We start from the raw sequence: 24,622 nt of genomic DNA, 5'->3' as shown, positions 1-24,622 counted from the left end.
CGACGGGACCACGGAATCCAGGGAATCGGGAGTTCGGAAACGATGAGGAAGAGTCACCCCATCCGGCGGGTGGTGCTGGCCACCGCGGCGACCGTGTCCGGTGTCGTGCTGCTGCTGTCGCTGAAGCCGTCGTCCGACCCGGCGTCCGCGTCGGCGGCGGGCGCGGCCCCCTCGGCCGCGGCGGCGGGCCAGGAGTCGCCGCAGGGCGGCACCGGGGCCGCCGGCGCCACCACCGTCACCGGTGACGCGACCCAGACCCAGTACGGGGTCGTGCAGGTGCGGCTGACCGTCGCGGGCGGCAAGATCACGCAGGCCGAGGCGGTCCAGGCGCCCAAGGGCGGCACCAGCGACCAGAAGACCGCGCTGTCGGTGCCGCAGCTGAACAAGGAGACGGTGGCCGCGCAGAGCGCGAACATCGACTCGGTCTCCGGCGCGACCTACACCAGCACCGGCTACAAGCAGTCCCTGCAGTCGGCGCTGGACAGGATGAAGGCGACGGCGGGCGCGACCGGCTCCTCGTCGGGTTCCTCCGGCTCCTCGTCGGGCTCCTCCGGCTCCGCGCAGGCGCAGGCCAGGACGGTGACCGGGCAGGTCGCGCAGACCCAGTACGGTCCGGTGCAGGTCCGGATCACCGTCTCCGGCGGAAAGATCACCAAGGCGGAGGCCGTCCAGGCGCCCAAGGGCGGCACCAGCGACCAGAAGACCGCGCTGTCCGTACCGAAGCTCAACCAGGAGGCGGTGGCGGCGGGGAACGCGAACATCGACTCGGTCTCCGGAGCCACCTACACCAGCACCGGCTACAAGCAGTCGCTGCAGTCGGCGCTGGACCAGGCCGGTGGCTGAGACGGTGGCGGACGCGGAGGCTCACGCCGCGGTACGTCATGCGGAGGAGGTCATGGGGACCGTCTTCTCCTTCGACGTCCGTGGCGGGAATCCCGATGCCGTACGGACCGCCCTCGACGAGGCGGTCGCCGGACTGCACCGGGTCGACGAGGTGTTCAGCACCTACCGCGAGGACAGCCAGGTCTCCAGGCTGGCGCGGGAGGAGATCGGCCTCGCGGAGTGCGACCCCTCGGTGTCCGAGGTGCTGGAGCTCGCCGCCGAGGCGGAGCGGGTGAGCGACGACTGGTTCAGCACCCGCTACCGGGGGAGCCTGGACCCCACCGGCATCGTCAAGGGCTGGTCCGTCGAGCGGGCGGCGCGGGCGCTGGCGCGGGTGCCCGGGGTGACCGGGGTGAGCGTGAACGGGGGCGGCGACGTCCAGATGTTCGGCGCACCCGAGCCCACCCGGGCATGGCGGGTGGGCATCGCCGATCCGCTCAGGCCGGGCGGGCTGGCGGCGGTGATCACGGCGGCGGGGGTGGACGAGCTGGCGGTGGCGACGTCCGGTACGGCGGAGCGGGGCGCCCATATCGTCGACCCGCGGACCGGAAAGTCGGCGGTGACCGACCTGGTGGCGGTGACGGTGGTCGGCCCCCGTCTGACCTGGGCGGACTGCTGGGCCACGGCGGCGTTCGCGATGGGGTCGCGGGCCGGGTTGGCCTGGCTGGAGTCGCTGCCGGGTGTGGAGGGGCTGTTGATCACCGCGGGCGATGAGGTGCGCTGCACCGGGGGGCTGGCCGCCCGTCTGGGCTGAGGTGGGGGGTAGGGACGCTCGCCGCGGCGCTCACCGGCGCTCACCGGCGCTCACCGGCGCTTGCCGGGTGCCGCCGCGCCCGCCCGTGCCGCCCTGCGGCACGCCCGCCGGCAGCCGAGCAGCCGGGGAAGGGGGCGACTGGGCAGCGCCCCGTAGGGACGCGGGGAACTGCGCGACCAGCCACGAACCACCCGCAGCCGATCGACAGTCGGACTCCGCCGCGAGGTATTTCAGATTCGTCCCGTAAAACGCCATCCCAACGCCCCTCCCGGCCGTACCCCCTGTGAAGCAAGTTTCAGGAGGAACACCATGGCCGTCTTCAGCAACCTCATGCCGTTCAACCATCGGGACCGCGACCACGATCACAACGACCGGCACGGCCACGACCACGGGCACGACCACGACCACGATCGCGACCGCCACGACCGCCACGGTGACCGGCACGACCACGGCGACCGGCACGGGCACGACCACTACTGACCACACCTGAAGGCGGAGCGGACCGGAAACCGGGTCAGCCGGTCCGCTCCGCCGGCGGTTTCCGAGGAACCCTGTCATGGCGCACGTGCCACGGCGTCCGCTGCCGGCCGGCGATCCCTCCGGCATCGTGGTCGCGGCCGCTCCCCCGGTCTCCCCACGCGAGGTGTTCCGGCGGTTCTGGCCGTACACCCGCGGTGGCCGCCGCTGGCTGGTGCCCGTCGTCCTGCTGAGCCTGACCGCCCCGGTCGTCGACGCGGCGGAACTCTGGCTGTTCAAGATCGTCGTGGACGACGTGCTGGTCCCCCGGGATCTGCGCCCGTTCCTGTGGGTCGTACCGGCCTGTCTCGGTCTCGTCGTCTGCTCCGGCGTGCTGGGCTTCGCCGACGACGTGACGTCCACCTGGGTCGGCGAACGGTTTCTGCTGTCGCTGCGCTCCGATGTCTTCCGGCACGTCCAGGGGCTGTCGCTGGGCTTCTTCGAGCGCCGGCGGCTCGGGGACGTGCTCTCCCGGGTCACGGGCGACGTCGACGCCGTGGAGACGTTCCTGCTCTCGGGCGTGGCGGACGCCCTGTACTACGTGATCCGCCTCGGTGTCTTCGTCGGTCTGCTGTTCTACCTGCGCTGGGACCTGACCCTGCTCGCCCTCGTCATCGTGCCGCTGTTCTGGGGCTCCGCCCGGCACTTCTCCCGGCTGATCAAGGACGCGTCACGGGAGCGCAGGCGGCGCGGCGGCTCGCTCAGCGCGATCGCCGAGGAGTCGCTGGGCAACGTGGTGCTGGTGCAGGCGTACAACCGGCAGGAGTGGGAGGGGCGCCGGTTCGACCGGGAGAACGTCGGCAGGTTCCGGGCCGCGATGGCCTCGGCACGGATCCGTGCCGTGTACGGACCCGTCGTCGAGTTCATCGAGGTGGCGGGCAGTCTCGCGGTGCTGGGCCTCGGCACCTGGAAGCTGGCGCAGGGCCAGCTCACCCTCGGCGGCCTGCTGGTGTTCCTCGCCCTGATCGGCAAGCTGTACAGCCCGGTGCACGGCCTGTCCGGGCTCGGCACCACCTTCTACGCGGCCTCCGCATCGGCGGAACGGATCATCGAACTGCTGGACCAGCGGCCCCAGGTGACCGAAGCGCCGGGGGCCCGGCGGATCCGCCGGGCGCACGGTGACGTCGAGTTCGACGGGGTGTGGTTCCGCTATCCCGGTACGGCGGCCTGGGCGCTGTCCGGCGTCTCCTTCCACGTGGCGCCCGGGGAGACGCTGGCGCTGGTCGGGGCGAGCGGAGCGGGCAAGTCCACGCTCGCGAAGCTGCAGTTGAGGTTCTACGACCCCGACCGGGGCGCGGTCCGCCTGGACGGGACCGACCTGCGCGAACTCAGTCTGTCCGGCGTGCGGGAGAGCGTGGCGGTGGTGCTGCAGGAGACGCTGGTCTTCCACGGCACCGTGCGGGACAACATCGCCTACGGCCGGCCGGGGGCCACGGAGGCGGAGATCGTCGCGGCGGCGCGGGCCGCGGACGCGCACGAGTTCGTCGAGCGGCTGCCGGAGGGCTACGACACGCTCGTCGGGCAGCGCGGCCGGACGCTCTCCGGCGGACAGTGCCAGCGGCTGGCGATCGCCCGGGCGATGATCCGGGACGCGCCGGTGCTCCTCCTCGACGAACCGACGGCCGGGCTGGACGTGCGGTCGGGCCGACGGATCATGGACCCGCTGCGCCGGCTGATGGCCGGACGGACGACGGTCGTCATCTCCCACAACCTGCTGACCGTCCGCGACGCCACCCGCATCGTGGTGCTCGACCGCGGCCGGGTCGTCGAGGACGGCGCCCACGCGGATCTGCTGGGACGGGAGGGGGCATACGCCCGGCTGCACCGGCTGAGCGCGGGCGCCGCGCTGCCGTGAACCCCGCGGACACGAGCACGGGCGCCGCGCTGCCGTGAACCCCGCGGGCACGAGCACGGGCGGCGCGCTGCCGTGAACCCCGCGGGCACGAGCACGGGCGGCGCGCTGCCGTGAACCCCGCGGACACGAGCACGGGCGGTGCGCTGCCGTGAACCCCGCGGGCACTGCGCGGGCGCCGCGCTGACATGAACCTTCACGGGCGGAGCTTCGCGGCCGGTGCCGGGCGCCCGGCCGGTCGCCGGTCACCTCGCGCCGGCGCAGCTCACGCCCACCGGCCGGCTCGGCATGCACGGCGCCTCGAGTACCGGTGCGGGTCTTCCGGTGCGTACTCGAGGCGGGCGGTTCACGTCCGCGGGGCCACCACCTTGCCCTTCTGCAGCTCGGCGGTGGCCAGGACGGTGCCGGCGGGGGAGGTCAGACGGGCGCCGGTGTACTGGGTGAGGTCGACGGGTACCGCCACGCCCCAGTTGCCGCGTCCGGCGCGCAGCGGGAACTCGCCGACCCTGACGGTGGCGCCGTCGGCACGTTCGAGGAGGCAGGTGACCTTGCCGGTGTACGGGGTGCCGGTGAGGGCCACGGACATGAAGATCCAGCCGGGGCTGCCGGGGTGGGCGTACACCTCGCCGACGGGCTGCCCGCCGCCGGCCGGGGTCATGTCCCCGACCAGTACGGGCTCGGACTCGACGGTGGGCGAAGCGGTGACGGCCCCCTCGACCGCGCTGCCGATCGCCCAGCCCGCGAACCCGACCGCGACGGCGAGGGTGGCGGCGACCGCCGCGAGCCGCAGCCTGGCCCGCCGGGCGTGGCTGCGCCAGCTGCGGGGGGCGCGGGCGGTCGGCCGCTGCCCCTCGGGTCCCGCCGCCTGCTCGGTGAGGCTGCGCGCCACCCGGGTCTCGAAGCCGGGCGGCGGTGTGCCGTCCGGCAACAGGCCGATCAACCGGTCGCCGATCCCGGTCAGTTGGCGTACGTACTCCCGGCAGTCCGCGCACCCGTCCAGATGGGCGACGGCTTCGGCCCGCTCGCGGCCGGGCAGTACGCCCAGCGCCAGCTCGGCGCCGACCTCCCGCAGCTTCTCGCAGTGCGCGTCACTGGACATGGTCGCCTCGCTTCGGAGACGCGAGTGCGGTGCGGAGCTTGGCCATCGCCGCTCTGATCCGCGTCTTGGCGGTGCCCAGCGGGATCTTCTCCACGTCGGCGATCTGCTGGGCGGTCATGCCGTATATGCCTGCCATCATCAGGGCCCTGGCCTGTTCCCGCGGCAGCCGTGCCAGTGCGGCCCGGAGCTGGGTGGAGGCCTCGTCGGCCAGCGCCCACCGCTCGGGGGTCTCGGTGACGGCGTCGAGGAGGGGGTCGAGGTCCTCGGGTGCCATCGGTTCGGTCCGCCGTGCGCGGACGGCGTCGACGGCGAGGTTGTGCGCGATGGTGGTCAGCCAGGTCGCGACCGAGCCGCGGCGCGAGTCGTAGATCTGGGCATGCCGCCAGGCGCGCTCGAAGGTCTGCTGGGCGATGTCCTCGGCGAGCTGCTGGTCCCCGGTGACGGCCATGGCGACGCCGAAGACCCGGTGCTGGAACCTCCGTACGAAGATCACAGCGAGCTCCGGATCTCCGGTGGCCAGCCCGGACAGCAGAGCCTCGTCCGGGAGGCGGCCGACAGGGAACCGGAATCCCGACACACCTCTGTATACGTTCGACGGCCGCCAGGGGATTGCTCTCCCGCCTGTCCGCCCGTCGCGGAAGATCACATGCCCATTGTCCGTCGGCGGGCCGGGCCCCGCACGCGGGTCAGTGGCCGTTCTGGGCCAGGCGCAGCAGGTGGTCCGCGAGGGCCTGTCCGCCGGTGGGCTCACGGCTGATGAGCAGCAGTGTGTCGTCTCCCGCGATGGTCCCCAGGATGTCCTGCAGCTCCGCCTGGTCGATCGCGGACGCGAGGAACTGCGCCGCCCCCGGAGGGGTCCGCAGGACGACCAGGTTCGCCGACGCCTCCGCGGAGATCAGGAGTTCCTGGGAGAGGCGCCGCATCCGCTCCTCCTTCGCCGACTCCCCCAGCGGCGCCCGCGGGGTACGGAAACCGCCCTCGCTCGGCACCGCGTAGATCAGCTCCCCGTCGGTGTTGCGGATCTTCACCGCGTTCAGCTCGTCGAGGTCCCGGGAGAGCGTCGCCTGGGTGACCGTCAGCCCGTCGTCGGCGAGCAGCTTCGCGAGCTGGCTCTGCGAGCGCACCGGCTGCCGGTTGAGGATGTCCACGATCCGGCGGTGCCGGGCGGTCCGGGTCTGCGGTACCGCGGGCCCCGCCCCGCCGGACTGGTCGAACTCCTGCGCGTGGCTCATCGTCGTCTCATTCTCCGGATCGTCCGTCCCCGCTCGCTGCGTCGAGGATGCCGGGCAGGGCACTGAGCAGCGCGTCCGCCTCGTCGTCGCGGAGGTTCAGCGGGGGCATCAGCCGAACGACGTCCGGGGCGGGCGCGTTCACCAGGAACCCGGCCTCCTGAGCCGCCTGCTGCACCTGCGCTGCCAGCGGCTCGGTGAGCACGATACCCAGGAGGAGACCCGCGCCCCGGACATAATCGATCAACCGGTGGCCGAGGCCCTCGATTCCGTCCCGCAACTTCTCGCTCTGCCGCTTGACGTTCTCCAGCAATCCCTCGTTCTCGATGGTGTCGAGAACGGCGAGCCCGGCGGCGCAGGCGACCGGGTTGCCGCCGAAGGTCGTGCCGTGGTGGCCCGGCTGGAGGAGGTCGGCGGCCCGGCCGAAGGCCACCGTCGCGCCGAGCGGCAGTCCGCCGCCCAGCTGCTTGGCGAGGGTGACGACGTCGGGCAGCACGCCCTCGTGGGCCTGGTACTCGAACCAGGTGCCGGTCCGGCCGATGCCGGTCTGCACCTCGTCGAGGACGAGCAGCGCGCCGGTGGCGGCGGTGATCGCGCGGGCCGCCTTGAGATAGCCGGCCGGGGGGACGATCACGCCGTTCTCGCCCTGCACGGGCTCGATGACGACCAGGGCGGTGTCCTCGGTGACGGCGGCGGCCAGCGCCTGCGCGTCGCCGTAGGGCACGTGCGTGACGTCGGCGGGCAGCGGGCGGAACGGGTCCTGCTTGGCGGGCTGCCCGGTGAGCGCGAGGGCGCCCATCGTACGGCCGTGGAAGCCGCCGTCGGTGGCGACCATGTGGGTCCGCCCGGTCAGCCGGCCGATCTTGAAGGCGGCCTCGTTGGCCTCGGCGCCGGAGTTGCAGAAGAAGACCCTGCCGTCGCGCCCGAAGAGCTGCAGCAGCCGTTCGGCGAGGGTGACGGTGGGCTCGGCCATGAAGAAGTTGGAGATGTGGCCGAGGGCGGCGATCTGCCCGCTGACGGCCTCCACGATCGCCGGGTGGGCGTGGCCCAGCGCGTTGGTGGCGATACCGCCGACGAAGTCGTAGTACTGCCGGTCCTCGGTGTCCCACACCTTGACGCCCTCGCCGCGCACCAGGGGCAGCCGCGGGGTGCCGTAGTTGTTCATGAGCGCGCCCTGCCACCGGGTGGCCAGTTCCTGGTTGCTCACGACTGCTTCCCCTCCTGCTCGTCGGGCACGACCATCGTGCCGATGCCTTCGTCCGTGAAGATCTCCAGCAGGATCGAGTGCTGGACCCGGCCGTCGATGACGCGGGCGGTGGTGACGCCGTTGCGTACGGCGTGCAGGCAGCCCTCCATCTTCGGCACCATGCCGGAGCTCAGCTCCGGCAGCAGCTTCTCCAGTTGGGAAGCGGTGAGACGGCTGATCACCTCGTCGGAGTTCGGCCAGTCCTCGTAAAGGCCCTCGACGTCGGTGAGGACCATGAGGGTCTCGGCGCCCAGCGCAGCAGCGAGTGCCGCAGCCGCCGTATCAGCATTGACGTTGTAGACATGCCTCGAATCGCTGTCGTCCTGGGAGCGGGCGATCGAGGAGACGACCGGGATCCGGCCGTCGGCGAGCAGGGCCTCGATCGCGCCCGTGTCGATCGCGGTGATCTCGCCGACCCGCCCGATGTCGACGAACTCGCCGTCGATCTCGGGCCGGTGCCTGGTGGCGGTGATGGTGTGGGCGTCCTCGCCGGTGAGCCCGACGGCCAGCGGTCCGTGCTGGTTGAGCAGGCCGACCAGCTCGCGCTGGACCTGCCCGGCGAGCACCATCCGTACGACGTCCATGGCGTCCTCGGTGGTGACCCGGAGCCCGGCCTTGAACTCGCTGACGATGCCGTGCTTGTCGAGGGCGGCGCTGATCTGCGGGCCGCCGCCGTGCACGACGACCGGCTTGAGGCCGGCGTGGTGCAGGAAGACGACGTCCTGGGCGAAGGCGGCCTTCAGGTCCTCGTCGATCATGGCGTTGCCGCCGAACTTGATGACGACGGTCCTGCCGTTGTGACGGACCAGCCAGGGCAGCGCCTCGATGAGGGTCTGCGCCTTGGGCAGCGCGGTGTGCTTGCGCGTAGTACTCATGACGAATAAGCGCTGTTCTCGTGGACGTAGTCGGCGGTCAGGTCGTTGGTCCAGATGGTGGCGGTCTCGGAGCCGGCCGCCAGGTCGGCGACGATGTGCACCTCGCGGTAGCGCATGTCGACCTTCTCGCGGTCCTCGCCGACGCCGCCGTTCTTGCAGACCCAGACGCCGTTGATGGCGACGTTGAGCCGGTCCGGCTCGAAGGCGGCCCTGGTGGTGCCGATGGCGGAGAGCACCCGCCCCCAGTTGGGGTCCTCGCCGTGGATGGCGCACTTGAGGAGGTTGTTGCGGGCGATGGAGCGGCCCACCTCGACGGCGTCGTCCTCGCTGGCCGCGTTGACCACCTCGACCCTGATGTCCTTGCTGGCGCCCTCGGCGTCCCGGATCAGCTGCTGGCCGAGGTCGTCGCAGACCTGCCGTACGGCCTCCGCGAACTCCTCGTACCCCGGGGCGATCCCGGAGGAGCCGGAGGCGAGCAGCAGCACGGTGTCGTTGGTGGACATGCAGCCGTCGGAGTCGACGCGGTCGAAGGTGGTCCGGGTGGCGGCCCGCAGCGCCTTGTCCAGGACCTCGCTGTCGACGACGGCGTCCGTGGTGAGCACGACCAGCATGGTGGCGAGGCCGGGGGCGAGCATGCCGGCGCCCTTGGCCATGCCGCCGACCGTCCAGCCCTCCTCGTCGGTCACCACGGACGTCTTGTGCACGGTGTCGGTGGTCTTGATGGCGATGGCGGCCTTCTCGCCGCCGTGCTCGGACAGCTGGGCGGCGGCGGTGTCGATGCCGGGGAGCAGCTTGTCCATGGGGAGCAGGACGCCGATCAGACCGGTCGAGCAGACGGCCACCTCGATGGCACCGCGCCCCAGTGCCTCGGCGGCCTTCTCGGCCGTCGCGTGGCTGTCCTGGAAGCCCTTGGGGCCGGTACAGGCGTTGGCGCCGCCGGAGTTGAGGACGACGGCCGAGACCTGGCCGCTCTTGAGGACCTGCTCGGACCACAGCACCGGCGCGGCCTTCACCCGGTTGGAGGTGAAGACGCCCGCGGCGGCACGGCGGGGTCCGTTGTTGACCACGAGGGCCAGGTCGGGGTTGCCGTTCTCCTTGATCCCGGCCGCGATGCCCGCGGCCGTGAATCCCTTCGCTGCCGTCACGCTCACGGCGCAACTCCGATCGTGGTCAGCCCGGTGGTCTCGGGGAGACCCAGGGCGAGGTTCATGCTCTGGACGGCACCGCCCGCGGTGCCCTTGGTCAGGTTGTCGATGGCGCTGATCGCGATGATGCGGCCGACGGCCTCGTCGTATGCGACCTGTACCTGAACGGCGTTGGAACCGTAGACGGACGCCGTGGCGGGCCACTGCCCCTCGGGGAGCAGGTGGACGAAGGGCTCGTCGGCGTAGGCCTTCTCGTAGGCGGCCCGGACGGACTCGGCGGTCACGCCGCTCTTCGCCGCGGCGCTGCAGGTGGCGAGGATGCCCCGGGGCATCGGCGCGAGGGTCGGCGTGAAGGAGACGGCGATCCGCTCCCCCGCGACCGCGCTGAGGTTCTGGATCATCTCGGGGGTGTGCCGGTGGCCGCCGCCGACGCCGTACGGCGACATGGAGCCCATGACCTCGCTGCCCAGCAGGTGCGGCTTGGCCGCCTTGCCGGCGCCGGAGGTGCCGGACGCGGCGACGATCACCGCCTCGGGCTCGGCGATCTGGGCCGTGTAGGCCGGATACAGGGCGAGCGAGACGGCGGTGGGGTAGCAACCGGGTACCGCGATGCGCCTGGACCCCTCCAGCGCGGCGCGGGCACCCGGCAGTTCGGGAAGGCCGTAGGGCCAGGTACCGGCGTGCGGGGAGCCGTAGAAGCGCTCCCAGTCGGCCGGGTCCTCGAGGCGGAAGTCGGCGCCCATGTCGACGACGAGGACGTCGGGGCCGAGCTGCTCGGCGACGGCGGCGGACTGGCCGTGCGGCAGGGCGAGGAAGACGACATCGTGCCCGGCGAGGGCCTCGGGGGTCGTCTCCGCCAGCACGCGGTCGGCCAGCGGCAGCAGGTGCGGCTGGAGCCCGCCCAGGCGCTGCCCGGCGTTGGAGTTGCCGGTCAGGGCACCGATCTCGACCTCGGGGTGTGCGAGGAGCAGTCGCAGGACCTCTCCGCCCGCGTATCCGCTCGCTCCGGCAACCGCCGCACGTACCGCCATGTCCATCCTCCTCTGGATGGCATGACTATACGGTTCTCTGCACTTTTATGCAACGGAGCCACCGCATACCCGCGGTCTCGGCGTCCTCGTCGAGGAGGCGCTCGCCCTCCCTATGCCGCCTCCACCTTCGGGAGCATGACCCAGCGCGACACCACGAAAGTCACCGGAATCGCCGCCGCCGACGCCATCAGCGGAGCGAACCTGCTGCCGGCGTGCAGGACGTCGACGATCACGTACACCCCCACCGTGGTGATCACGAAATTCGTCGCGTTGGTCAGCGGGAACAGCAGGAACTTACGCCAGGTGGGCCGTATTCGGTAAGTGAACTTCGCATTGAGAAAGAACGAACCGATCATGCTCAGCAGAAACGCGAGAATATGCGCGGCGAGGTACGGCAAATACATCAGGAACAGCAGGTAGAGGCCGTAGTACGTCGCCGTGTTGATGACCCCGATCACCGCGAAGGTGATGATCTGGCCCGATATCGGGCGGGTGGGTCCGGTGGTCGTCAGGGCGTTCGGCATCAGGGGATGAGGTCCTTCGTCGTGCCGCGGGTGCGGTCTTCCGTTCGGTGCACGTTCGTCGCCTTCACCAGGAAGTGCGGGCGCCCCTTGACCTCGTAGTAGATCCGGCCGGTGTACTCCCCGATGACCCCGAGCATGATCATCTGTACGCCGGCCAGGGCGGTGACGGCTGTGATGATGGTGACATAGCCCGGCGTCTGGACGCCGTTGATCATCGCTCCGCCCACGATCCACGCCGTGTACACGCCGGCCAGGGCCAGCAGGGTCATGCCGAGGTAGAGCGCTGCGCGCAGCGGGCGGTTGTTGAAGGAGAGCAGCCCGTCGAGGCCGTAGTTGAGCAGGCTGCGGAACGACCAGGAGCTGGAGCCGTGTTCGCGCACCGCGTTCTCGTACTCGAAGGTGGTGCTGGGGAAGCCGACCCAGGCGAACAGGCCCTTGGAGAACCGGTTGTACTCGGTGAGGTCCACGATCGCGTCCACCACCCGGCGCGACATCAGCCGGAAGTCGCCCACGCCGTCGACGAGTTCGACGTCGACGAGCCGGTTGATCAGCCGGTAGTAGAGGCGGGCGGTGAAGGTGCGGGTGAAGCGGTCGCCCTGCCGGGTGCGCTTGGCGATGACCTGGTCGTAGCCCTCGCCGCGCAGTTCGACCATGCGCTTGATGAGCGACGGCGGGTGCTGGAGGTCGGCGTCCATGACGATCACGGCGTCGCCGGTGGCGTGCTTCAGGCCGGCGAGCAGGGCGGCCTCCTTGCCGAAGTTGCGGCTGAAGGAGACGTACCGGACGCGCGAGTCGCCGTCGGCGATCTGGCTGAGCAGGGACAGCGTCCTGTCCCGGCTGCCGTCGTCGACGTACACGAACTCCATGTCGTGACCGAGCGGCAGAAGCTCGTTGGCGATCTTCTGGACCTGCTCGTGGAAGCGCTCGATGACGTCTTCCTCGTTGTAACAGGGCGCGACGATCGATATCAGCATGGGTTTCTCCCCTGGGGACGGGTCAGTGGGCGGTGGTCGTGCGCTCGCCGGAGCGGACGGCGGTTCTGCGGCGCACGGCCGAGAAGATGCCGAGCAGGATCAGGGTCAGCAGCGAGGCGCCGCCGACGGCCGTGCCCAGGCGCAGGCCGGGCGGGTGGAACGTGCAGGTGAGACTGGTGGCCGAGGCGCCCAGCGGGACGGCGATCAGGCCGTGGAACTCGCCCGCCGCGACCTCGTCGCCCCCGGCGGAGCAGCGCCAGCCGGCGATGCGCGGGGCGGCCACGACGGCGGTTCCCGTGCTGCCCGCGGGGAGGCGGGCGTGCAGGGTGCCGCCGGAGACGGTCACCTCGGTCGCCCCCGTGGCCTTCAACCGCTGTACGGCGGCGCGTAGTTCGCCGGTGTCGAGGCAGCCGACCGCGCCCTGCGCCGGGACCCGGCCGAGCCGGTCGGGCTTCAGGTCGATCCGCACCTGCCCCGAGGCGCGTACCGTGCCGAGCGGCTGCATCGCGGCGATCTTCGTGCCCTGGGCGTCGGACCGGTAGAGCCGCCGCTCCCCGCCGCTGGCCAGTTGTGCCGTACCGGAGTAGTGCGGCGCCCACAGGAACGCCTCGGTGCCGGCCTGGCAGCGCGCGGTGAGCGTCTGCGCTCCGTCGACCAGCAGCCCGCGCGCCTCGTCGCCCTTGCGCGCACCGCTGAGGGTGGTGCGGGGCAGGGTGTAGACACGGGTGCCGAGCAGCAGTTCCTGGTTGCGGTACGGCGAGGGGCCGAACGAGGCCGGGGTGGTGCGCGGGGCGGTGGGCCGTACGGTCACCAGCGGCGGGACGTCCTCGCGGGTGACGGTCGACGGGCCGCCGCCCTGGGGCAGCCACTTCTGGTGCGGGTCCGGCGGGTTGTGCACCCGGGCGCCCACCGAGAAGACCGCGTCGGTGACCGGGTTGTCGAGGCTCTGCAGGCTGCGGCCGCGCGAGGTCCAGCCGCCGCCGAGCGCGGTGAGGGTACGGCTGAGGACGTCGGAGGTGAGGCTGCTGTAGTACTGGGAGCCCTGGCCGCCGACCATCATCGGGTCGTTGGCGACGGTCTGTTCGCGGCCGGGTTCGGTGCGGTACTTCGGCCAGGCGTCGGCCTCGGCCACGGCGTCCGCCTCCCGCTGCTGGCGGTCTCCCCAGGGCGCGTAGTCGTCCATCTGGCTGAGGCGCATGTGGGTGGCCACGGCGGAGGTGGCGGCGGCCTCGCCGAACTGGGCGCCGACCAGCAGCACCGCGGCGAGTGCGGCGAGGACGGGCCGGCCGTCCCTGAGACTCAGGAGCGCGAGTCCGCCGAGGGCACCGGCGACCGCGAGCAGCACCACCGGCCAGGTGTGGTGGGAGTGCTGCTGGGTCAGGGCGCTGCGGCTGGCGACGGCGCCGACCAGGGCCAGGAGCACGGCGGCCGCACCCAGGGCACGCCGGTCCGGCAGCCCGTAGGCAAGGGCGTGCCAAGCCGCTATGACCAGCAGGGCGCAGAACACGAAGGCCTGCCGGTAGGAGCTGCCGTTGGGGGCGGCGAAGGCGTGCCAGGCCAGGCTGGTCGGCGCCCACTGCAGGGACAGGCCCACGGCGAGCACCAGCACCGTCCAGCCCGCCCGCACCCGGACCGGCACCTTCCGGTGGAAGGGCAGGGCCAGGGCGAGCACCAGCGCGGTGATGCCGACGTAGAGGGCCGGGGAGCTGTAGCTGTAGGTGGTCGGCAGCAGCCGGGCGAACAGGTCGTCGGCCCCCACCGGGGCGAAGTGGCCCTCGCGGCCCGGGTAGGCGTGCTTGGTGCCGGAGTAGACGACGATCACCAGCGGCGCGGCCAGACCGACCCCGAGCCCGACCACGACCGCGGCCCGGCCGACCACCGCCAGTGCCCGCCGCCACGGCAGTTCGGCGAGGACCAGCCGGAGCAGCAGCACCAGGGCGGCACCGAGGGTGGCCATGTAGGCGGTGTAGAAGTTGGCGGTCCAGGCGAGTGCCACGATCAGCACGCTGAGCAGCGGGCGCCGGCCGGCCGTGGCCCACTCGCCGACCAGGCAGAGCAGCGGCAGTGCGATCAGCCCGTCGAGCCACATCGGGTTGAAGGAGGCGAGCGCGAGGCTCCAGCCGCACAGGGCGTAGGAGGCGCCCAGGATCCCGGCTCCCCACCAGCGGCCCCGGCGCAGAGTGAGCAGCAGCCAGGCCATGGCGGCACCGGCGACCGCCGTCTTCAGCACGGTGATCACATACACCGCGAGGTCGATCTCGTCGCGCGGGAACACCCCGACCAGCAGGGCGAACGGGCTGCTGACATAGGTGCCGATGTCCGGCAGGAAGCTGGAGCCGTAACCGGACTGCCAGTTGAAGACGATCCCGCCGTCGGCCCTGCCGTGCAGCAGGTCCCACAGGTGCGCGTGGAAGGGCACGTACTGGTTGCCGAGGTCGTTGACGTCGCGGGTGTGGGCGCCGAAGGGGTAGCTGCGGGCCACGACGTCGGCCGCGCAGAGGGTGACGGCGGTGAGGAGCGCCGCGAGCAGGGCTGCCGCCCGGCGCGGATCGGCGTCGGGCCGTCGCGCGGGTCCGGACTCCCGCTCTTCGCCCCCCGCCGGTTTCACCCCCTGTTCGCGCCCGGTCAGGGTCGTGCGATTCATTGTGTGCGGCCCCCAGAGAAAAACGGGGGGTGTTACTCCCCGCTGGTCGGTGTTTCGCCGACTTAGACGGGTAGATGTACCTGATGGTTGTGCCTCACCTATGAAGTAATACGTCGAATTCCGAATCCGCGTGCGAGTGCGGAAAGAATTCGCGACTTCAAAGGGAACTAAAGATTTCTGGAAGATGTTTTTCTGGTTAACGCGCCTGTGGCAGGCCTGTGTCGGCGTGAGGAAGGGCCGTATCGCGCACCGCCTCCGGGGAGTCCGCCCGATGGGCGCGTTCGACGGATTGGCCCCAGTACGTCCCCGAGACGATCAGCACGGCCCCCAGCACTCCGAGGGCGGTGAGGCGTTCGCCGCCGAGGCCGACGCCGACCAGGAGGGCCCACACCGGTTCGGTGCCCAGCAGCAGACTGGCCCGGGTGGCGGAGGTGCGCTGCACCGCCCAGGTCTGGGCGAGGAACGCGAGCAGGCCGCAGCACAGGGCGAGGTAGACCAGCTCGGCCCAGGTGACGGCGCCGGTCCTGGCGAGCGCCGGCAGTCCGGGCACCGCCGGCCCCAGGAAGAGGACCGCGCCGACGGCGGTCTGCACGGCCGTCAGCGGGAACGGGCGCACGGCCCGGCCCGCGGTCACCCGCCCGACCAGCACCACATGACCGGCCCGGACCACCGCGGCCCCGAGCATCAGCAGATCACCGGCGCCGGGGGCGCGCAGCCCGTTGCCGGACACCAGCAGCCCGACGCCGACGACGCACACTCCGACGGCGAGGAAGAACCTCCCCGGCAGCCGCCCGCGGTCCAGGACAGGGGTGAGGACGAGGGTCAGGCTGATGATCAGGCCCGCGTTCCCGGCGCTGGTGTGGGCGACACCGTAGGTCTCCAGGACGAGGACGGCGGCCTGGGTGAGGCCGAGGAGCGACCCGTACCGCCTCTCGTCCCGGGTGAGCGAGCCGAACCCGCGCAGTGCGACGAGGCAGACGACGGCGCCGATGGCGTAGCGCAGGAACAGGACGATCAGCACGGGGAGGGTGTCCGTGGCCGTCTTCGCCGTCAGGTAACTGGAGCCCCAGACGACGGCGAGAGCCAGGAGCACCCCATCGGTACGACGGGTGTGCGGCATGCCGTTCACGATCCCTGGCCAGGACTTTGAAGTAAACGACGACCTGCTCAACCAACCCTGTAGTAGAGCTACACTCACGCCATGGACGAACGGCAGCTGCGCGTCCTGCGGGAGCTGGGCGAACTGGGCAGCGTCACGGCGGTCGCGGAGGCGCTGCGGGTGACGCCCTCGGCGATCTCGCAGCAGCTGCGCCTGCTCCAGCGGTCCCTGCCGGTACCGCTCACCGAGCGTGCCGGGCGCCGGCTGGTGCTCACGGCGGCCGGGCAGGCCCTGGCCGACGCGGCGATCGGGGTGGAGACGGCACTGGCCCGGGCCCGCCACACCGTCGAGGAGTACGTCGACGAGCCCGAGGGCACGGTGTCGGTGGCGGCCTTCCACAGCGGGGCCGCCGCGTTCTATCCGCTGCTGCTGCGGCAGGTGCGCGGCCCGGGCTCCCCGAGGATCACCCTGCACGACGAGGACGTGGCCCAGGCCGACTTCCCGCCCCTGACCCGCGCCTACGACCTGGTCCTCGCCCACCGTCTCGACCACGCGCCGCCCTGGCCGCGGACCGCCGCGGCCACCCCGCTGCTGCGCGAACCCCTCGACATCGCCCTGCCGGCCGGCCACCCGCTGGCCGCGCGGACCGCCCTGACCGCGCGGGACGTGTCCGGCGAGCCCTGGATCACCGTGCACGACGGCTTTCCGCTGCTCGCGACCGTCGAGGCGATCGCCGCCGCGGCCGGGCACCGGCTCGACATCGTCCATCGCGTCAACGAGATCTCGGTCGTCGCCGAGCTGGTCGCCGCGGGCGGCGGGATCGCCCTGATGCCCCGCTGGACGTCCCGCCCGCACCCGGGCGTCACCCTCAGGCCCCTCGCCGGCATCGAGGCCCACCGCCACATCGACGCGCTCCACCGCCCCGAGCGCACGGCCCGCAGGGCGGTACGGACCGTGCTCGGCGAGCTGCGGGCCGCGGCGGAGACCATCCGCGTCAGGGGCTGATCGCGAAGCGGGCTTGACCTGGAGCACGCTCCAACTCCTAGCGTTCTCCCCATGGACGCACGAGCTGACACGAGCGAGAGCACCACCCGTGACGAGCGTTTCGCCCGCGGTCTGGAGGTCATGAGCCAGGTCGACGGCGGGCTCCGGGAGCGGGTCCTGGAGTCGCTGGCCGACATCAGCCCCGAGCTGGGCCACCAGGTCGTCGCCTGGGGCTTCGGGGAGATCTACTCCCGGCCCGAACTGGTGCCGCGTGACCGGCAGTTGGTGACCCTGGGCATGCTCACCGCGCTGGGCGGCTGCGAGCCCCAGCTGGAGGTGCACATCAACTTCTCCCTGAACGCGGGACTCACTCCCCAGGAGATCGTCGAGGCGCTGCTGCACTCCGCCGGGTACTGCGGCTTCCCCAAGGCGCTCAACGCCACCCTGGTCGCCAAGAAGGTCTTCGCCGAGCGTGGGCTGCTGCCGGTCGGGCAGCAGCCCGCGCAGGGGGCTACCTCTGCCTGATCCGCAGGAAGGTGACGGAGTTCGCCGGGAAGGTGTACGTGAACCGGTCGGCGACTCCGGTGAAGGTGGACGTGACCGGGGCGACCGCGGTGGACGTCTCGGTGTTCACCGCGTCCGGCGCCGCCGCGAGCGTGATCACCTTCGCCTTCCTCGACACCTCGGCACCTCCGAGGTCGACGGCCGTACGGGCCGCCGCGGACTGGGCGTTGACGACCTTGACGATCAGGTCGCCGGTCTTCTCGTCCCTGGTGACGACCTGCCGGAACGGCTCGGCAGGCTTGTCGTCGGTGAAGCCGCCCCACTCCTGCCCGTCGAGGGAGAGGGTGACCCGCCTCCCCCGCACCTTGATGTCGACGTCGTAGGTCCGGCCGGTCTGCACCGACCCCGGCTTGGCGACCAGTGTCGACTTGCCGCCGTCCACGGCCTGCTCGACCGCGGTCTGGGTGTTGTTCCAGCCGCCGATGTTCCACCAGTAGTAGGTGCCGGTGTCCTTGACGCCGAAGGCGACGAGGAAGCCCTCCTTGCCGGACTTCTTGGTGGCCTTCACGTGCAGGTCGTAGTCGTGCCAGGAGGGGTCGCCGGCCGAGACCATGGTGTTCTCGGCCGTGTCCGAGCTCTCCACGTACTGCCCGTCCTCGACGCTCCAGCTGCCGGTGCCGGAGTGGGTCCACCGGGAGGCGTCACCGGAGAAGTCGTCGCTGAGCAGGGTGTTCCCGTCGGCGTCGGTCACCTTGACGTCGTCGTAGGCGGCGCTGGTGTTCCAGGTCGACAGGCCGACGGCTCCGCTGATCGGGGCGAGCAGGGAGGGGGTGCCGGTGGCCGTGGAGGGGACGACCCGGTCGCCGACGTTGTTCATGAAGAGCTTCTGGACCTCGTAGTTCGCCGAGTCCCAGGAGGCGTGGTTGTTGAACCACACCATGTCCGGGCTCCACTGGACGTAGTCCTCGTTGGCGAACAGCGGCGCGTAGGAGGCGAGCCTGACGACGTCCGCGTTGCGTTCGAGGCCGGTCATGTAGGCGGCTTCGGCGAGTCCGTTCTTGAATGCGTTGCCGCCCGAGGCGTACTCGCCCAGGAACACCTTGGGTCCGCTCCTGTCGTAGGAGTCGTAGCGGTCGTTGTTCTGCAGGAACCACTGCGGGCTGTTGTAGTAGTGCTCGTCGACCATGTCGACCTTGGCGTCCTTGTTGAGCTGCCACGCCGTGTCGAAGGTGGTGCCGGAGTCGTCCGGGCCGGCGTTGGAGATGACCTGCATGTACGGGTACGCGGCCTGGATGGCGGCCCGGAACCGCGTGAAGCGGGCGAAGAACTCGGTGGGGAGGTTCTCCTCGTTGCCGACTTCGATGTGGGTGAGGTGGAAGGGCCTGGGGTGGCCCATCTCGGCCCGCTTCCGGCCCCACTCGCTGGTCACCGGGCCGTTGGCGAACTCGACGAGGTCGAGGGTGTCCTGGATGTGCCGCTTCAGCAGCGCGTCGTCGTCGACGGCCTTGTTCTGGCCGCAGCCGGTCACCAGGGCGGGGACGACGGGCAGCGGCATGGCGCCGATGTCCTCGGCGAAGCGGAAGTACTCGTAGTAGCCGAGGCCGTACGACTGGTTGTAGCCCCAGAAGTTCGCGTTCGTGGCGCGCGTCTCGACCGGGCCGACGGTGTCCTTCCACTGGTACGACCGCTTGCGCTGGTAGCCGGAGGCCGCGCTGTAGTCCTGCATCGAGCCGGTGTTGACCAGGCAGCCGCCGGGGAAGCGGACGAAGCCCGGGTGCAGGGCGGCGATCTTCTCCGCGAGGTCCCTGCGCAGGCCGTTGGGCTCGTGCCGGTAGGTGTCGCGCGGGAAGAGGGAGACCATGTCGAGCGCGGCCGCGTCCGGGGTGGCCACGGTGAGGCGGCCGGCGGAGCTGGTACGGGTCGCGGTGAAGGTCGCCCTGTACCGGGCCCAGCCGTTCTTCCGCACGGCCACCCGGCGGGCGGTGGCGAGTGTGCCGCCGGCGTCCGACAGGCCGACGGTGAGGGTCGTGCGGCCCGCCGCGCGGGCCCAGACCGAGAAGTCGTACTTCTTGCCGTCCTCGACCCGGATGCCGGTGTTGTAGCCGGAGTTGGTGACGGCAGAACCGGCGGACAGGGAGAGGTAGTCGCGGTTGCGGTCGTCGAGACGGCCGGAGTCGTCGACGACCCGGGCGGTGCCGGTGACCGTCCAGGCGGTGAGCGGGGTGTACGACGTGTTGTCGTCGGCCGTGTACTCGAAGGACCGGTTCTGGACGAGTTCAGCGTAGAGGCCGCCGTCGGCGGCGCGGTTGATGTCCTCGAAGAAGACGCCGTACATCGTCTTGTCGATCCTGGCGCCCTGGGCCGCGGGGTCGACGGTGATCGCGTAGTCGGTGACGTCCTCGGCGTGGGCGGGGGCCGGGATCAGGCCCGCCGCGAGCAGGAAAGCGCTTGCTCCGAGGCCGAGTCTCAGCCGGGTGCGGTTGGTGCGTGACATGGATACTCCGCGGCTCGTGGAGGGGTTGGCCTGGAGGGGCCAGGCGCAACCGAGGTCAATCAGGTTCGAAATATCGGGCAGCTGTCAGCACTTCGAACGGAAAGATAGGTACGGGGCATGAGCGCGTCAATGGGGCGGACGCCGGCCGGCCCCGGGCCGGGTGACACGGCGGGCGTATGGTCGGGGCATGCAGACGCTGCTGCCGTACCTGTTCGTGATCGCCGGACTGGCCGTCGTCCTCACGGCTTTCACCGCTCTCGCGCGGTACATCCGGCGCCGGGGCACGGCGGGGGGCGGGCTGGGCGGGGCGCTGGCCGCGTACGAGGAGGCGTTCCGGGCGACCGGCCACGCCTCGCACTACGAGATCCGGCAGCAGGCCGAGCGCAAGGCGCCGACCGGTTCCCCGCGCCCGAAGAAGCCATGACCGAAGGCATGACCGAAGACATGACCGTGGATGATTTCTGGCCGGTGGCGGATGTGCTCGCGCATCTGGCCGGGCGGTGGCGTGTCGAGCGGACCGTGCGGGACCTGACGAGCGGGGACGAAGGGTGGTTCGAGGGGGCCACCGTGTTCCGGGCGCTGGAGGGGGGCGGGCTGCTGCACGAGGAGTCGGGGACGTTCACCTGGCAGGGGGTGGCGCGGCCGGCCGAGCGCACGCTGCGGTTCCTGCCGGGGTCGCGGCCCGGGACGGCGGACGTGCGGTTCGCCGACGGGCGGCCCTTCCACGAGCTGGACCTGGCCTCGGGGCGGTATGTCGCCGACCACCCGTGCGCGGCCGACCTCTACCGGGGCGAGTTCACCGTCCGGGACGCCGACCACTGGCGCACGGTCTGGCGGGTCGGCGGCCCGGCGAAGGACCTGCTCCTGACCACCGACTACGTACGCCGGGCCTGAGACCGGACAAGCGGATCCGACACGGGCACGGGCACCGGCACCGGCACCGGCACCGGCCCATCGTCACATGGGCACGGCATGGCTCACGGCCGGCCACCACAGCGCGACGCACGACCGGCCACCACGGCACGACGCACGACCGGCCACCACAGCGCGACGCACGACCGGCCACCACAGCGCGACGCACGACCGGCCACCACAGCGCGACGCACGACCGGCCACCACAGCGCGACGCACGACCGGCCGCGTGGTCCGGCGGTTGCGGCGGAGCGCTCAGGTGCGTGTGGCCTGAGCCGGTGACACGTCGAACCGCAGGTTCCAGCGGCCTCCGCGGCCCGTGACCGTGGTCGTGGACAGCGGGCGCACGTCGATGTTCCAGTAGGTCGACGGCGGCGCCTTGAGGGCGTAGACGAGCGCGGCGCGGATCACCGACGGCTCGGCGACGGCGACGATCCGGCCGCCGTCGTCCACCGGGCGGGTGTCGAGCCAGCCGCCGACCCGGGAGATGAACGACAGCAGCGACTCGCCGCCGTGCGGGGTGGCGCGCGGGTCCGAGAGCCAGGCGTCCACCTGGTCCGGTTCCCTGGCCATCGCCTCGCCCAGCGTCAGTCCGCGCCAGCGGCCCATGTCGCAGTCGCGCAGGGCGAGCTGGACCAGCGGAGCGTACCCCAGACCCTCGCCGGTCGCGCGGCTGCGCGGAGTCGGCGAACAGTAGCGCAGCTCGGCCGCCGCGAGCGGTAGCAGGTCGGCGGCGACGCGCTGCACCTCGTCCCAGCCCGCCTGGTCCAGGGGGCGGGCGTCCTCGAAGCGCTCCGCGAGCAACGGTGAGCTGCGCGCGGCCGCGACGAACGTGACCCGAAGTGACATGCGGCGATGGTGTGACGCTCAAGTGCGCAGGTCAAGGGCTCTTGATACGTGAATTGCGCGAGGTGGGGGAAACGTTACCCAATGGTCAGGAGGTGTCCGACAAGTCAACCGGAATGTCACTTCGCCGCTTCGTAGTAGAGCGCCATCCACTGGTCCGGGTGTTCGAGCGGGGCAAATCCGAGCTTCTCGTAGACCCCGTGGGCGTCGTGCGTGGCGAGCAGTACCCGCCGGATCCCGTACGGCCGCAGGTGCTCGCGGATCGCCCCGACCATCGCCGTGCCGACACCCTTGCCGCGCACCGACGGGTCGACGTACACATCGGCGAGCCAGGCGAACAGCGCCTGGTCGGTCACCACGCGCGCGTAGGCCACCTGCGCCCCGGTGACCGTGTCGTACATCCCGAAGTTGAGGGAGCCCGCCATCGCCCGCCGGTGCTGCTCCAGCGGGCGGCCGGTCGCCCAGTAGGCGTCGGTGGACAGCCAGTGGTGGACGCGTTCGACGTCCAGCCGGTCGGTTTCGGCGGAGAACTCGTAGCCCTCGGGGAGGCTGGGTGCGTCGTTCATGGGGGGATCCTCGCCGGTCGGCCGCACCGGCGTCGATCGGGTTTCAGATCCTGGATCTCGGGGTCGGGCTTTCAGGGTCCGGGCCGCAGCACCTCGTCGCAGGCCGTCCGCAGTCGTCGTACGCCCTCCAGGAGCTCCCCCGTCCCGGCGACCGCCGCGAAGCTCAGGCGGATGTGCGCGGCCGGGGGTTCGGCGCTGAAGTAGGGGCGGCCGGGGGTGACGGCGACGCCCGCGCGCAGGGCGGCGGCGGTCAGGGTCGCGTCGTCGACGCCCTCGGGGAGGCGGAGCCAGAGGTGGTAGCCGCCGGAGGGGATGTGCGGGAGGGCCAGTTCGGGCAGGTGGTGGGAGAGGGCGCCGGTGAGGGTGTCCCGGCGGGTCTTCAACGCGGCCGACAGGGCGCGCAGGTGGCGTGGCCAGGCGGGGGCGCCGACGAGTTCGAGGGCTGCCTCCTGGAGGGGGCGGGGGACGAAGAAGGTGTCGACGATCTGGATGGCACGCAGGCGTTCGAGGACCGGTCCGCGGGCGGCGAGTGCGGCCACCCGGAAACTCGGCGAGGTGGCCTTGGTCAGTGAGCCGACGTGGACCACGACTCCGTCGGGGTCGTCGGCGGCGAGCGGGCGGGGCAGCGGGCCCGCGTCGGCGTGGACCAGCCGTCGTACGTAGTCGTCCTCGATCACGAACGCGCCGGCCTCGCGCGCGATGCGCACCACCTCCGCGCGGCGGTCGGGCGCGAGGACGGCGCCGGTCGGGTTCTGGAAGAGGGGCTGGCAGACGAAGACCCGTGCGCCCGTGGCGCGGAACGCGTCGGCGAGGAGGGCGGGGCGCACCCCGTCGGGGTCGACCGGGACCGGGACCGGCCGCAGTCCGGCGGCGCGGGCGATGGCGAGCATTCCGGGGTAGGTGGGGGACTCGACGAGGACCGGGGCGCCGGGCGGCGCGAGCGCGCGCAGGGCGGTGGCGAGGGCGGACTGGCCGCCGTTCGCGATCAGCACCTCGGCGGCGGTCACCGCGCCGCCGATGTCCCTCGCGAACCATTCGCGCAGCTCCGGCAGCCCGTCCAGGGGCGGCCGCCCCCAGGCGCCGGGCCGCCGGCCGGCCCTCGCCAGGGCCGCCGCCATCGCACGTTCGGGTTCCAGGGAGGCGTGCAGGTAGCCGCCGCTGAGTTCCAGCACACCGGGCGGCGGGACGGCGAGACAGACCGTGACCCCGGACGCGTCGACCGTGCGCGGGACGACGTCGAGGGCGCCGTCGGCGCTGAGCGCCACCTCCTGCCAGGAGGTGTCCCCGATGGGCTCGGCCGTGGCACGCGGCCTGGCCTTGAAGGCGCCGGCGCCGGGCCGGGTGACGACCAGCCCCTCCGCGACCAGCTGGGCCAGCGCCCGGGAGACCGTCACCGGGCTCACCCGGAACCGCTCGACGAGCGCCCGGCTCGACGGGAGCTTTCCTCCCGGAGAGTAGCGGTCGAGGTCTCGCCGCAGCTGTTCCGCCAGCTCAAGGACACTGCTACGCTCTTGCATGAGAGTACAGAGTAGCGCTATCGAGCCGACTTCGATAGCGGTCGGCACTCCCCCGGCCGCCCCCGCCTCCCACCGGGCCGGCACCCTGCAGGCCGCGCTCGGTGTCGTCGCCTTCTCCCTCACCTTCCCGGCCACCGCCTGGGGCCTGGAGGGTTTCGGGCCCTGGGCGCTGGTGGCGGTGCGCAGCGTCCTCGCGGCGGCCCTGGCTGGCGGCTGCCTGCTGTTCCTTCGGGTACGACTGCCCGAGCGCCGGCACTGGGCGGGGCTGGCGGTCGTCGCGGCCGGCGTCGTGCTCGGCTTCCCGATGCTGACGACGCTCGCCCTGGAGACCTCCACCACCTCGCACGCGGCCGTCGTGGTGGGCCTGCTCCCGCTGACCACCGCCCTCTTCTCGGCCCTGCGCACGGGCATCCGCCCCTCCCGCACCTTCTGGGCGGCGGCCCTGGCGGGTGCCGCGGCCGTGCTGGCCTTCACCGTCGCCCAGAGCGGCGGGGCGCTCACCACCGCCGACGGTTATCTGTTCGCGGCGCTGGTGGTGTGCGCGGCCGGCTACACCGAGGGCGGCCGGCTGGCCCGGGTCATGCCGGGCTGGCAGGTCATCGGCTGGGCGCTGGTGGGCTGCCTGCCGCTGACCGTGCCGGCCGCCGTGCTCGCGCTGTCGTACGAGCCGGTCATCTGGAACATCCACGGTGTGGCCGGTGTGCTGTGGGTGGCGGTGGGCTCGCAGTTCCTGGGTCTGGTGGTCTGGTACCGGGGCATGGCGGCGGTCGGCATTCCGAAGGCCAGCCAGTTGCAGTTGGCCCAGCCGCTGCTCACACTGGTGTGGTCGGTGCTGCTGCTGGGCGAGCACCTCACCGCGGCCGCTCCACTCACGGCCGCCGCCGTGCTCGTGTGCATCGCCGTCACCCAACGATCGCGATCGTGAGGAG

General features: G+C 71.9%; 24 protein-coding genes. 9 read left to right on the top strand and 15 right to left on the bottom strand.

Features of this window, described 5'->3' with window-relative positions; translation table 11 throughout:
* Nucleotides 1-42 precede the first annotated feature (42 nt).
* From ACWDGI_RS14755 to ACWDGI_RS14740, 4 genes are all read left to right on the top strand, one after another.
* Entirely contained in the window at nt 43-843 is an 801-nt protein-coding gene (locus ACWDGI_RS14755) for an FMN-binding protein (protein ID WP_450758940.1), read from the top strand.
* Nucleotides 836-1,636, top strand: coding sequence for an FAD:protein FMN transferase (locus ACWDGI_RS14750; RefSeq protein ID WP_450758938.1), 801 nt, complete (start codon nt 836-838; stop codon nt 1,634-1,636). The genes ACWDGI_RS14755 and ACWDGI_RS14750 overlap by 8 nt, the downstream gene beginning before the upstream one ends.
* Nucleotides 1,637-1,945: 309 nt before the next feature.
* Complete coding sequence (locus ACWDGI_RS14745) at nt 1,946-2,116, top strand: hypothetical protein (protein WP_450758936.1); 171 nt, start codon at nt 1,946-1,948, stop codon at nt 2,114-2,116.
* A gap of 76 nt (nt 2,117-2,192) precedes the next feature.
* A complete protein-coding gene (locus ACWDGI_RS14740; protein ID WP_450758934.1) occupies nt 2,193-4,007 on the top strand; it encodes an ABC transporter ATP-binding protein in 1,815 nt (604 codons plus the stop codon).
* Between the two features lie 343 nt (nt 4,008-4,350).
* Here ACWDGI_RS14740 and ACWDGI_RS14735 read toward each other — a convergent pair whose 3' ends face one another.
* The 11 genes from ACWDGI_RS14735 to ACWDGI_RS14685 form a co-directional block, all read right to left on the bottom strand.
* Nucleotides 4,351-5,103, bottom strand: a complete 753-nt coding sequence (locus tag ACWDGI_RS14735) for a zf-HC2 domain-containing protein (protein WP_450758932.1) — start codon at nt 5,101-5,103, stop codon at nt 4,351-4,353.
* On the bottom strand, nt 5,093-5,680 hold the full coding sequence (locus ACWDGI_RS14730) for an RNA polymerase sigma factor (RefSeq protein ID WP_450758930.1): 588 nt from the start codon (nt 5,678-5,680) through the stop codon (nt 5,093-5,095). The genes ACWDGI_RS14735 and ACWDGI_RS14730 overlap by 11 nt, the downstream gene beginning before the upstream one ends.
* Before the next feature lie 109 nt (nt 5,681-5,789).
* Nucleotides 5,790-6,335, bottom strand: coding sequence for an arginine repressor (locus ACWDGI_RS14725; RefSeq protein WP_450758928.1), 546 nt, complete (start codon nt 6,333-6,335; stop codon nt 5,790-5,792).
* 7 nt (nt 6,336-6,342) lie between these two features.
* A complete protein-coding gene (locus ACWDGI_RS14720) occupies nt 6,343-7,497 on the bottom strand; it encodes an acetylornithine transaminase (protein WP_450759306.1) in 1,155 nt (384 codons plus the stop codon).
* Nucleotides 7,498-7,535: 38 nt separating this feature from the next.
* Entirely contained in the window at nt 7,536-8,453 is a 918-nt protein-coding gene (argB, locus tag ACWDGI_RS14715; RefSeq protein ID WP_450758926.1) for an acetylglutamate kinase, read from the bottom strand.
* Nucleotides 8,450-9,604 carry a bifunctional glutamate N-acetyltransferase/amino-acid acetyltransferase ArgJ gene (gene argJ / locus ACWDGI_RS14710; RefSeq protein ID WP_450758924.1) on the bottom strand — a complete coding sequence of 385 codons (1,155 nt, stop codon included), beginning with the start codon at nt 9,602-9,604 and terminating at the stop codon, nt 8,450-8,452. The genes argB and argJ overlap by 4 nt, the downstream gene beginning before the upstream one ends.
* Entirely contained in the window at nt 9,601-10,629 is a 1,029-nt protein-coding gene (gene argC / locus ACWDGI_RS14705; RefSeq protein WP_450758922.1) for an N-acetyl-gamma-glutamyl-phosphate reductase, read from the bottom strand. Before argC ends, argJ begins: the two co-directional genes overlap by 4 nt.
* 110 nt (nt 10,630-10,739) lie before the next feature.
* Nucleotides 10,740-11,153: a GtrA family protein gene (locus tag ACWDGI_RS14700; protein WP_450758920.1), complete on the bottom strand. Its 414-nt coding sequence runs from the start codon at nt 11,151-11,153 to the stop codon at nt 10,740-10,742.
* The gene (locus tag ACWDGI_RS14695) at nt 11,153-12,127 is read right to left on the bottom strand and encodes a glycosyltransferase family 2 protein (RefSeq protein ID WP_450758918.1); all 975 of its coding nucleotides are present in this window, start codon (nt 12,125-12,127) and stop codon (nt 11,153-11,155) included. The genes ACWDGI_RS14700 and ACWDGI_RS14695 overlap by 1 nt, the downstream gene beginning before the upstream one ends.
* A gap of 22 nt (nt 12,128-12,149) precedes the next feature.
* Nucleotides 12,150-14,771 carry a YfhO family protein gene (locus ACWDGI_RS14690; RefSeq protein WP_450758916.1) on the bottom strand — a complete coding sequence of 874 codons (2,622 nt, stop codon included), beginning with the start codon at nt 14,769-14,771 and terminating at the stop codon, nt 12,150-12,152.
* 196 nt (nt 14,772-14,967) lie between these two features.
* On the bottom strand, nt 14,968-15,891 hold the full coding sequence (locus ACWDGI_RS14685) for a DMT family transporter (protein WP_450758914.1): 924 nt from the start codon (nt 15,889-15,891) through the stop codon (nt 14,968-14,970).
* A gap of 81 nt (nt 15,892-15,972) precedes the next feature.
* On the opposite strand from ACWDGI_RS14685, the gene ACWDGI_RS14680 reads away from it, so the two are divergent.
* A complete protein-coding gene (locus ACWDGI_RS14680; protein ID WP_450758912.1) occupies nt 15,973-16,875 on the top strand; it encodes a LysR family transcriptional regulator in 903 nt (300 codons plus the stop codon).
* A gap of 51 nt (nt 16,876-16,926) precedes the next feature.
* Entirely contained in the window at nt 16,927-17,379 is a 453-nt protein-coding gene (locus ACWDGI_RS14675) for a carboxymuconolactone decarboxylase family protein (protein WP_450758910.1), read from the top strand.
* Here ACWDGI_RS14675 and ACWDGI_RS14670 read toward each other — a convergent pair.
* Complete coding sequence (locus ACWDGI_RS14670) at nt 17,366-19,852, bottom strand: alpha-L-arabinofuranosidase C-terminal domain-containing protein (RefSeq protein WP_450758908.1); 2,487 nt, start codon at nt 19,850-19,852, stop codon at nt 17,366-17,368. The two genes, ACWDGI_RS14675 and ACWDGI_RS14670, sit on opposite strands and share 14 nt — an antisense overlap.
* A gap of 187 nt (nt 19,853-20,039) precedes the next feature.
* On the opposite strand from ACWDGI_RS14670, the gene ACWDGI_RS14665 reads away from it, so the two are divergent.
* Both ACWDGI_RS14665 and ACWDGI_RS14660 read left to right on the top strand, forming a co-directional pair.
* Nucleotides 20,040-20,276, top strand: a complete 237-nt coding sequence (locus ACWDGI_RS14665; RefSeq protein ID WP_450758906.1) for a hypothetical protein — start codon at nt 20,040-20,042, stop codon at nt 20,274-20,276.
* Between the two features lie 26 nt (nt 20,277-20,302).
* Nucleotides 20,303-20,746, top strand: coding sequence for a DUF6314 family protein (locus ACWDGI_RS14660; RefSeq protein ID WP_450759305.1), 444 nt, complete (start codon nt 20,303-20,305; stop codon nt 20,744-20,746).
* Between the two features lie 273 nt (nt 20,747-21,019).
* Here ACWDGI_RS14660 and ACWDGI_RS14655 read toward each other — a convergent pair whose 3' ends face one another.
* From ACWDGI_RS14655 to ACWDGI_RS14645, 3 genes are all read right to left on the bottom strand, one after another.
* Nucleotides 21,020-21,613, bottom strand: coding sequence for a histidine phosphatase family protein (locus tag ACWDGI_RS14655; RefSeq protein ID WP_450758904.1), 594 nt, complete (start codon nt 21,611-21,613; stop codon nt 21,020-21,022).
* A gap of 116 nt (nt 21,614-21,729) precedes the next feature.
* Nucleotides 21,730-22,176 (bottom strand): GNAT family N-acetyltransferase, encoded by a 447-nt coding sequence (locus ACWDGI_RS14650; protein ID WP_450758902.1) that lies wholly within the window; start codon nt 22,174-22,176, stop codon nt 21,730-21,732.
* Nucleotides 22,177-22,247: 71 nt separating this feature from the next.
* Complete coding sequence (locus ACWDGI_RS14645; RefSeq protein ID WP_450758900.1) at nt 22,248-23,693, bottom strand: aminotransferase-like domain-containing protein; 1,446 nt, start codon at nt 23,691-23,693, stop codon at nt 22,248-22,250.
* On the opposite strand from ACWDGI_RS14645, the gene ACWDGI_RS14640 reads away from it, so the two are divergent.
* Complete coding sequence (locus ACWDGI_RS14640; RefSeq protein ID WP_450758898.1) at nt 23,692-24,618, top strand: DMT family transporter; 927 nt, start codon at nt 23,692-23,694, stop codon at nt 24,616-24,618. The two genes, ACWDGI_RS14645 and ACWDGI_RS14640, sit on opposite strands and share 2 nt — an antisense overlap.
* Nucleotides 24,619-24,622 lie beyond the last annotated feature (4 nt).

Source organism: Streptomyces sp. NPDC001220 (genome assembly GCF_053597895.1).
Note: the sequence above shows the minus strand (reverse complement) of the source record. Positions and strands in the feature narration are given on the sequence as shown.

Excerpts from the sequence above, each read along its gene's own strand:
- ACWDGI_RS14690 (WP_450758916.1), bottom strand. The coding sequence starts at position 14,771 with ATGAATCGCACGACCCTGACCGGGCGCGAACAGGGGGTGAAACCGGCG.
- ACWDGI_RS14670 (WP_450758908.1), bottom strand. The coding sequence starts at position 19,852 with ATGTCACGCACCAACCGCACCCGGCTGAGACTCGGCCTCGGAGCAAGC.
- argC (WP_450758922.1), bottom strand. The coding sequence starts at position 10,629 with ATGGCGGTACGTGCGGCGGTTGCCGGAGCGAGCGGATACGCGGGCGGA.
- ACWDGI_RS14665 (WP_450758906.1), top strand. The coding sequence starts at position 20,040 with ATGCAGACGCTGCTGCCGTACCTGTTCGTGATCGCCGGACTGGCCGTC.
- ACWDGI_RS14725 (WP_450758928.1), bottom strand. The coding sequence starts at position 6,335 with ATGAGCCACGCGCAGGAGTTCGACCAGTCCGGCGGGGCGGGGCCCGCG.
- ACWDGI_RS14650 (WP_450758902.1), bottom strand. The coding sequence starts at position 22,176 with ATGAACGACGCACCCAGCCTCCCCGAGGGCTACGAGTTCTCCGCCGAA.
- ACWDGI_RS14655 (WP_450758904.1), bottom strand. The coding sequence starts at position 21,613 with ATGTCACTTCGGGTCACGTTCGTCGCGGCCGCGCGCAGCTCACCGTTG.
- ACWDGI_RS14720 (WP_450759306.1), bottom strand. The coding sequence starts at position 7,497 with ATGAACAACTACGGCACCCCGCGGCTGCCCCTGGTGCGCGGCGAGGGC.
- ACWDGI_RS14680 (WP_450758912.1), top strand. The coding sequence starts at position 15,973 with ATGGACGAACGGCAGCTGCGCGTCCTGCGGGAGCTGGGCGAACTGGGC.
- ACWDGI_RS14755 (WP_450758940.1), top strand. The coding sequence starts at position 43 with ATGAGGAAGAGTCACCCCATCCGGCGGGTGGTGCTGGCCACCGCGGCG.
- ACWDGI_RS14700 (WP_450758920.1), bottom strand. The coding sequence starts at position 11,153 with ATGCCGAACGCCCTGACGACCACCGGACCCACCCGCCCGATATCGGGC.
- ACWDGI_RS14745 (WP_450758936.1), top strand. The coding sequence starts at position 1,946 with ATGGCCGTCTTCAGCAACCTCATGCCGTTCAACCATCGGGACCGCGAC.
- ACWDGI_RS14685 (WP_450758914.1), bottom strand. The coding sequence starts at position 15,891 with ATGCCGCACACCCGTCGTACCGATGGGGTGCTCCTGGCTCTCGCCGTC.
- ACWDGI_RS14640 (WP_450758898.1), top strand. The coding sequence starts at position 23,692 with ATGAGAGTACAGAGTAGCGCTATCGAGCCGACTTCGATAGCGGTCGGC.
- ACWDGI_RS14675 (WP_450758910.1), top strand. The coding sequence starts at position 16,927 with ATGGACGCACGAGCTGACACGAGCGAGAGCACCACCCGTGACGAGCGT.
- ACWDGI_RS14695 (WP_450758918.1), bottom strand. The coding sequence starts at position 12,127 with ATGCTGATATCGATCGTCGCGCCCTGTTACAACGAGGAAGACGTCATC.
- ACWDGI_RS14740 (WP_450758934.1), top strand. The coding sequence starts at position 2,193 with ATGGCGCACGTGCCACGGCGTCCGCTGCCGGCCGGCGATCCCTCCGGC.
- argB (WP_450758926.1), bottom strand. The coding sequence starts at position 8,453 with ATGAGTACTACGCGCAAGCACACCGCGCTGCCCAAGGCGCAGACCCTC.
- ACWDGI_RS14645 (WP_450758900.1), bottom strand. The coding sequence starts at position 23,693 with ATGCAAGAGCGTAGCAGTGTCCTTGAGCTGGCGGAACAGCTGCGGCGA.
- ACWDGI_RS14735 (WP_450758932.1), bottom strand. The coding sequence starts at position 5,103 with ATGTCCAGTGACGCGCACTGCGAGAAGCTGCGGGAGGTCGGCGCCGAG.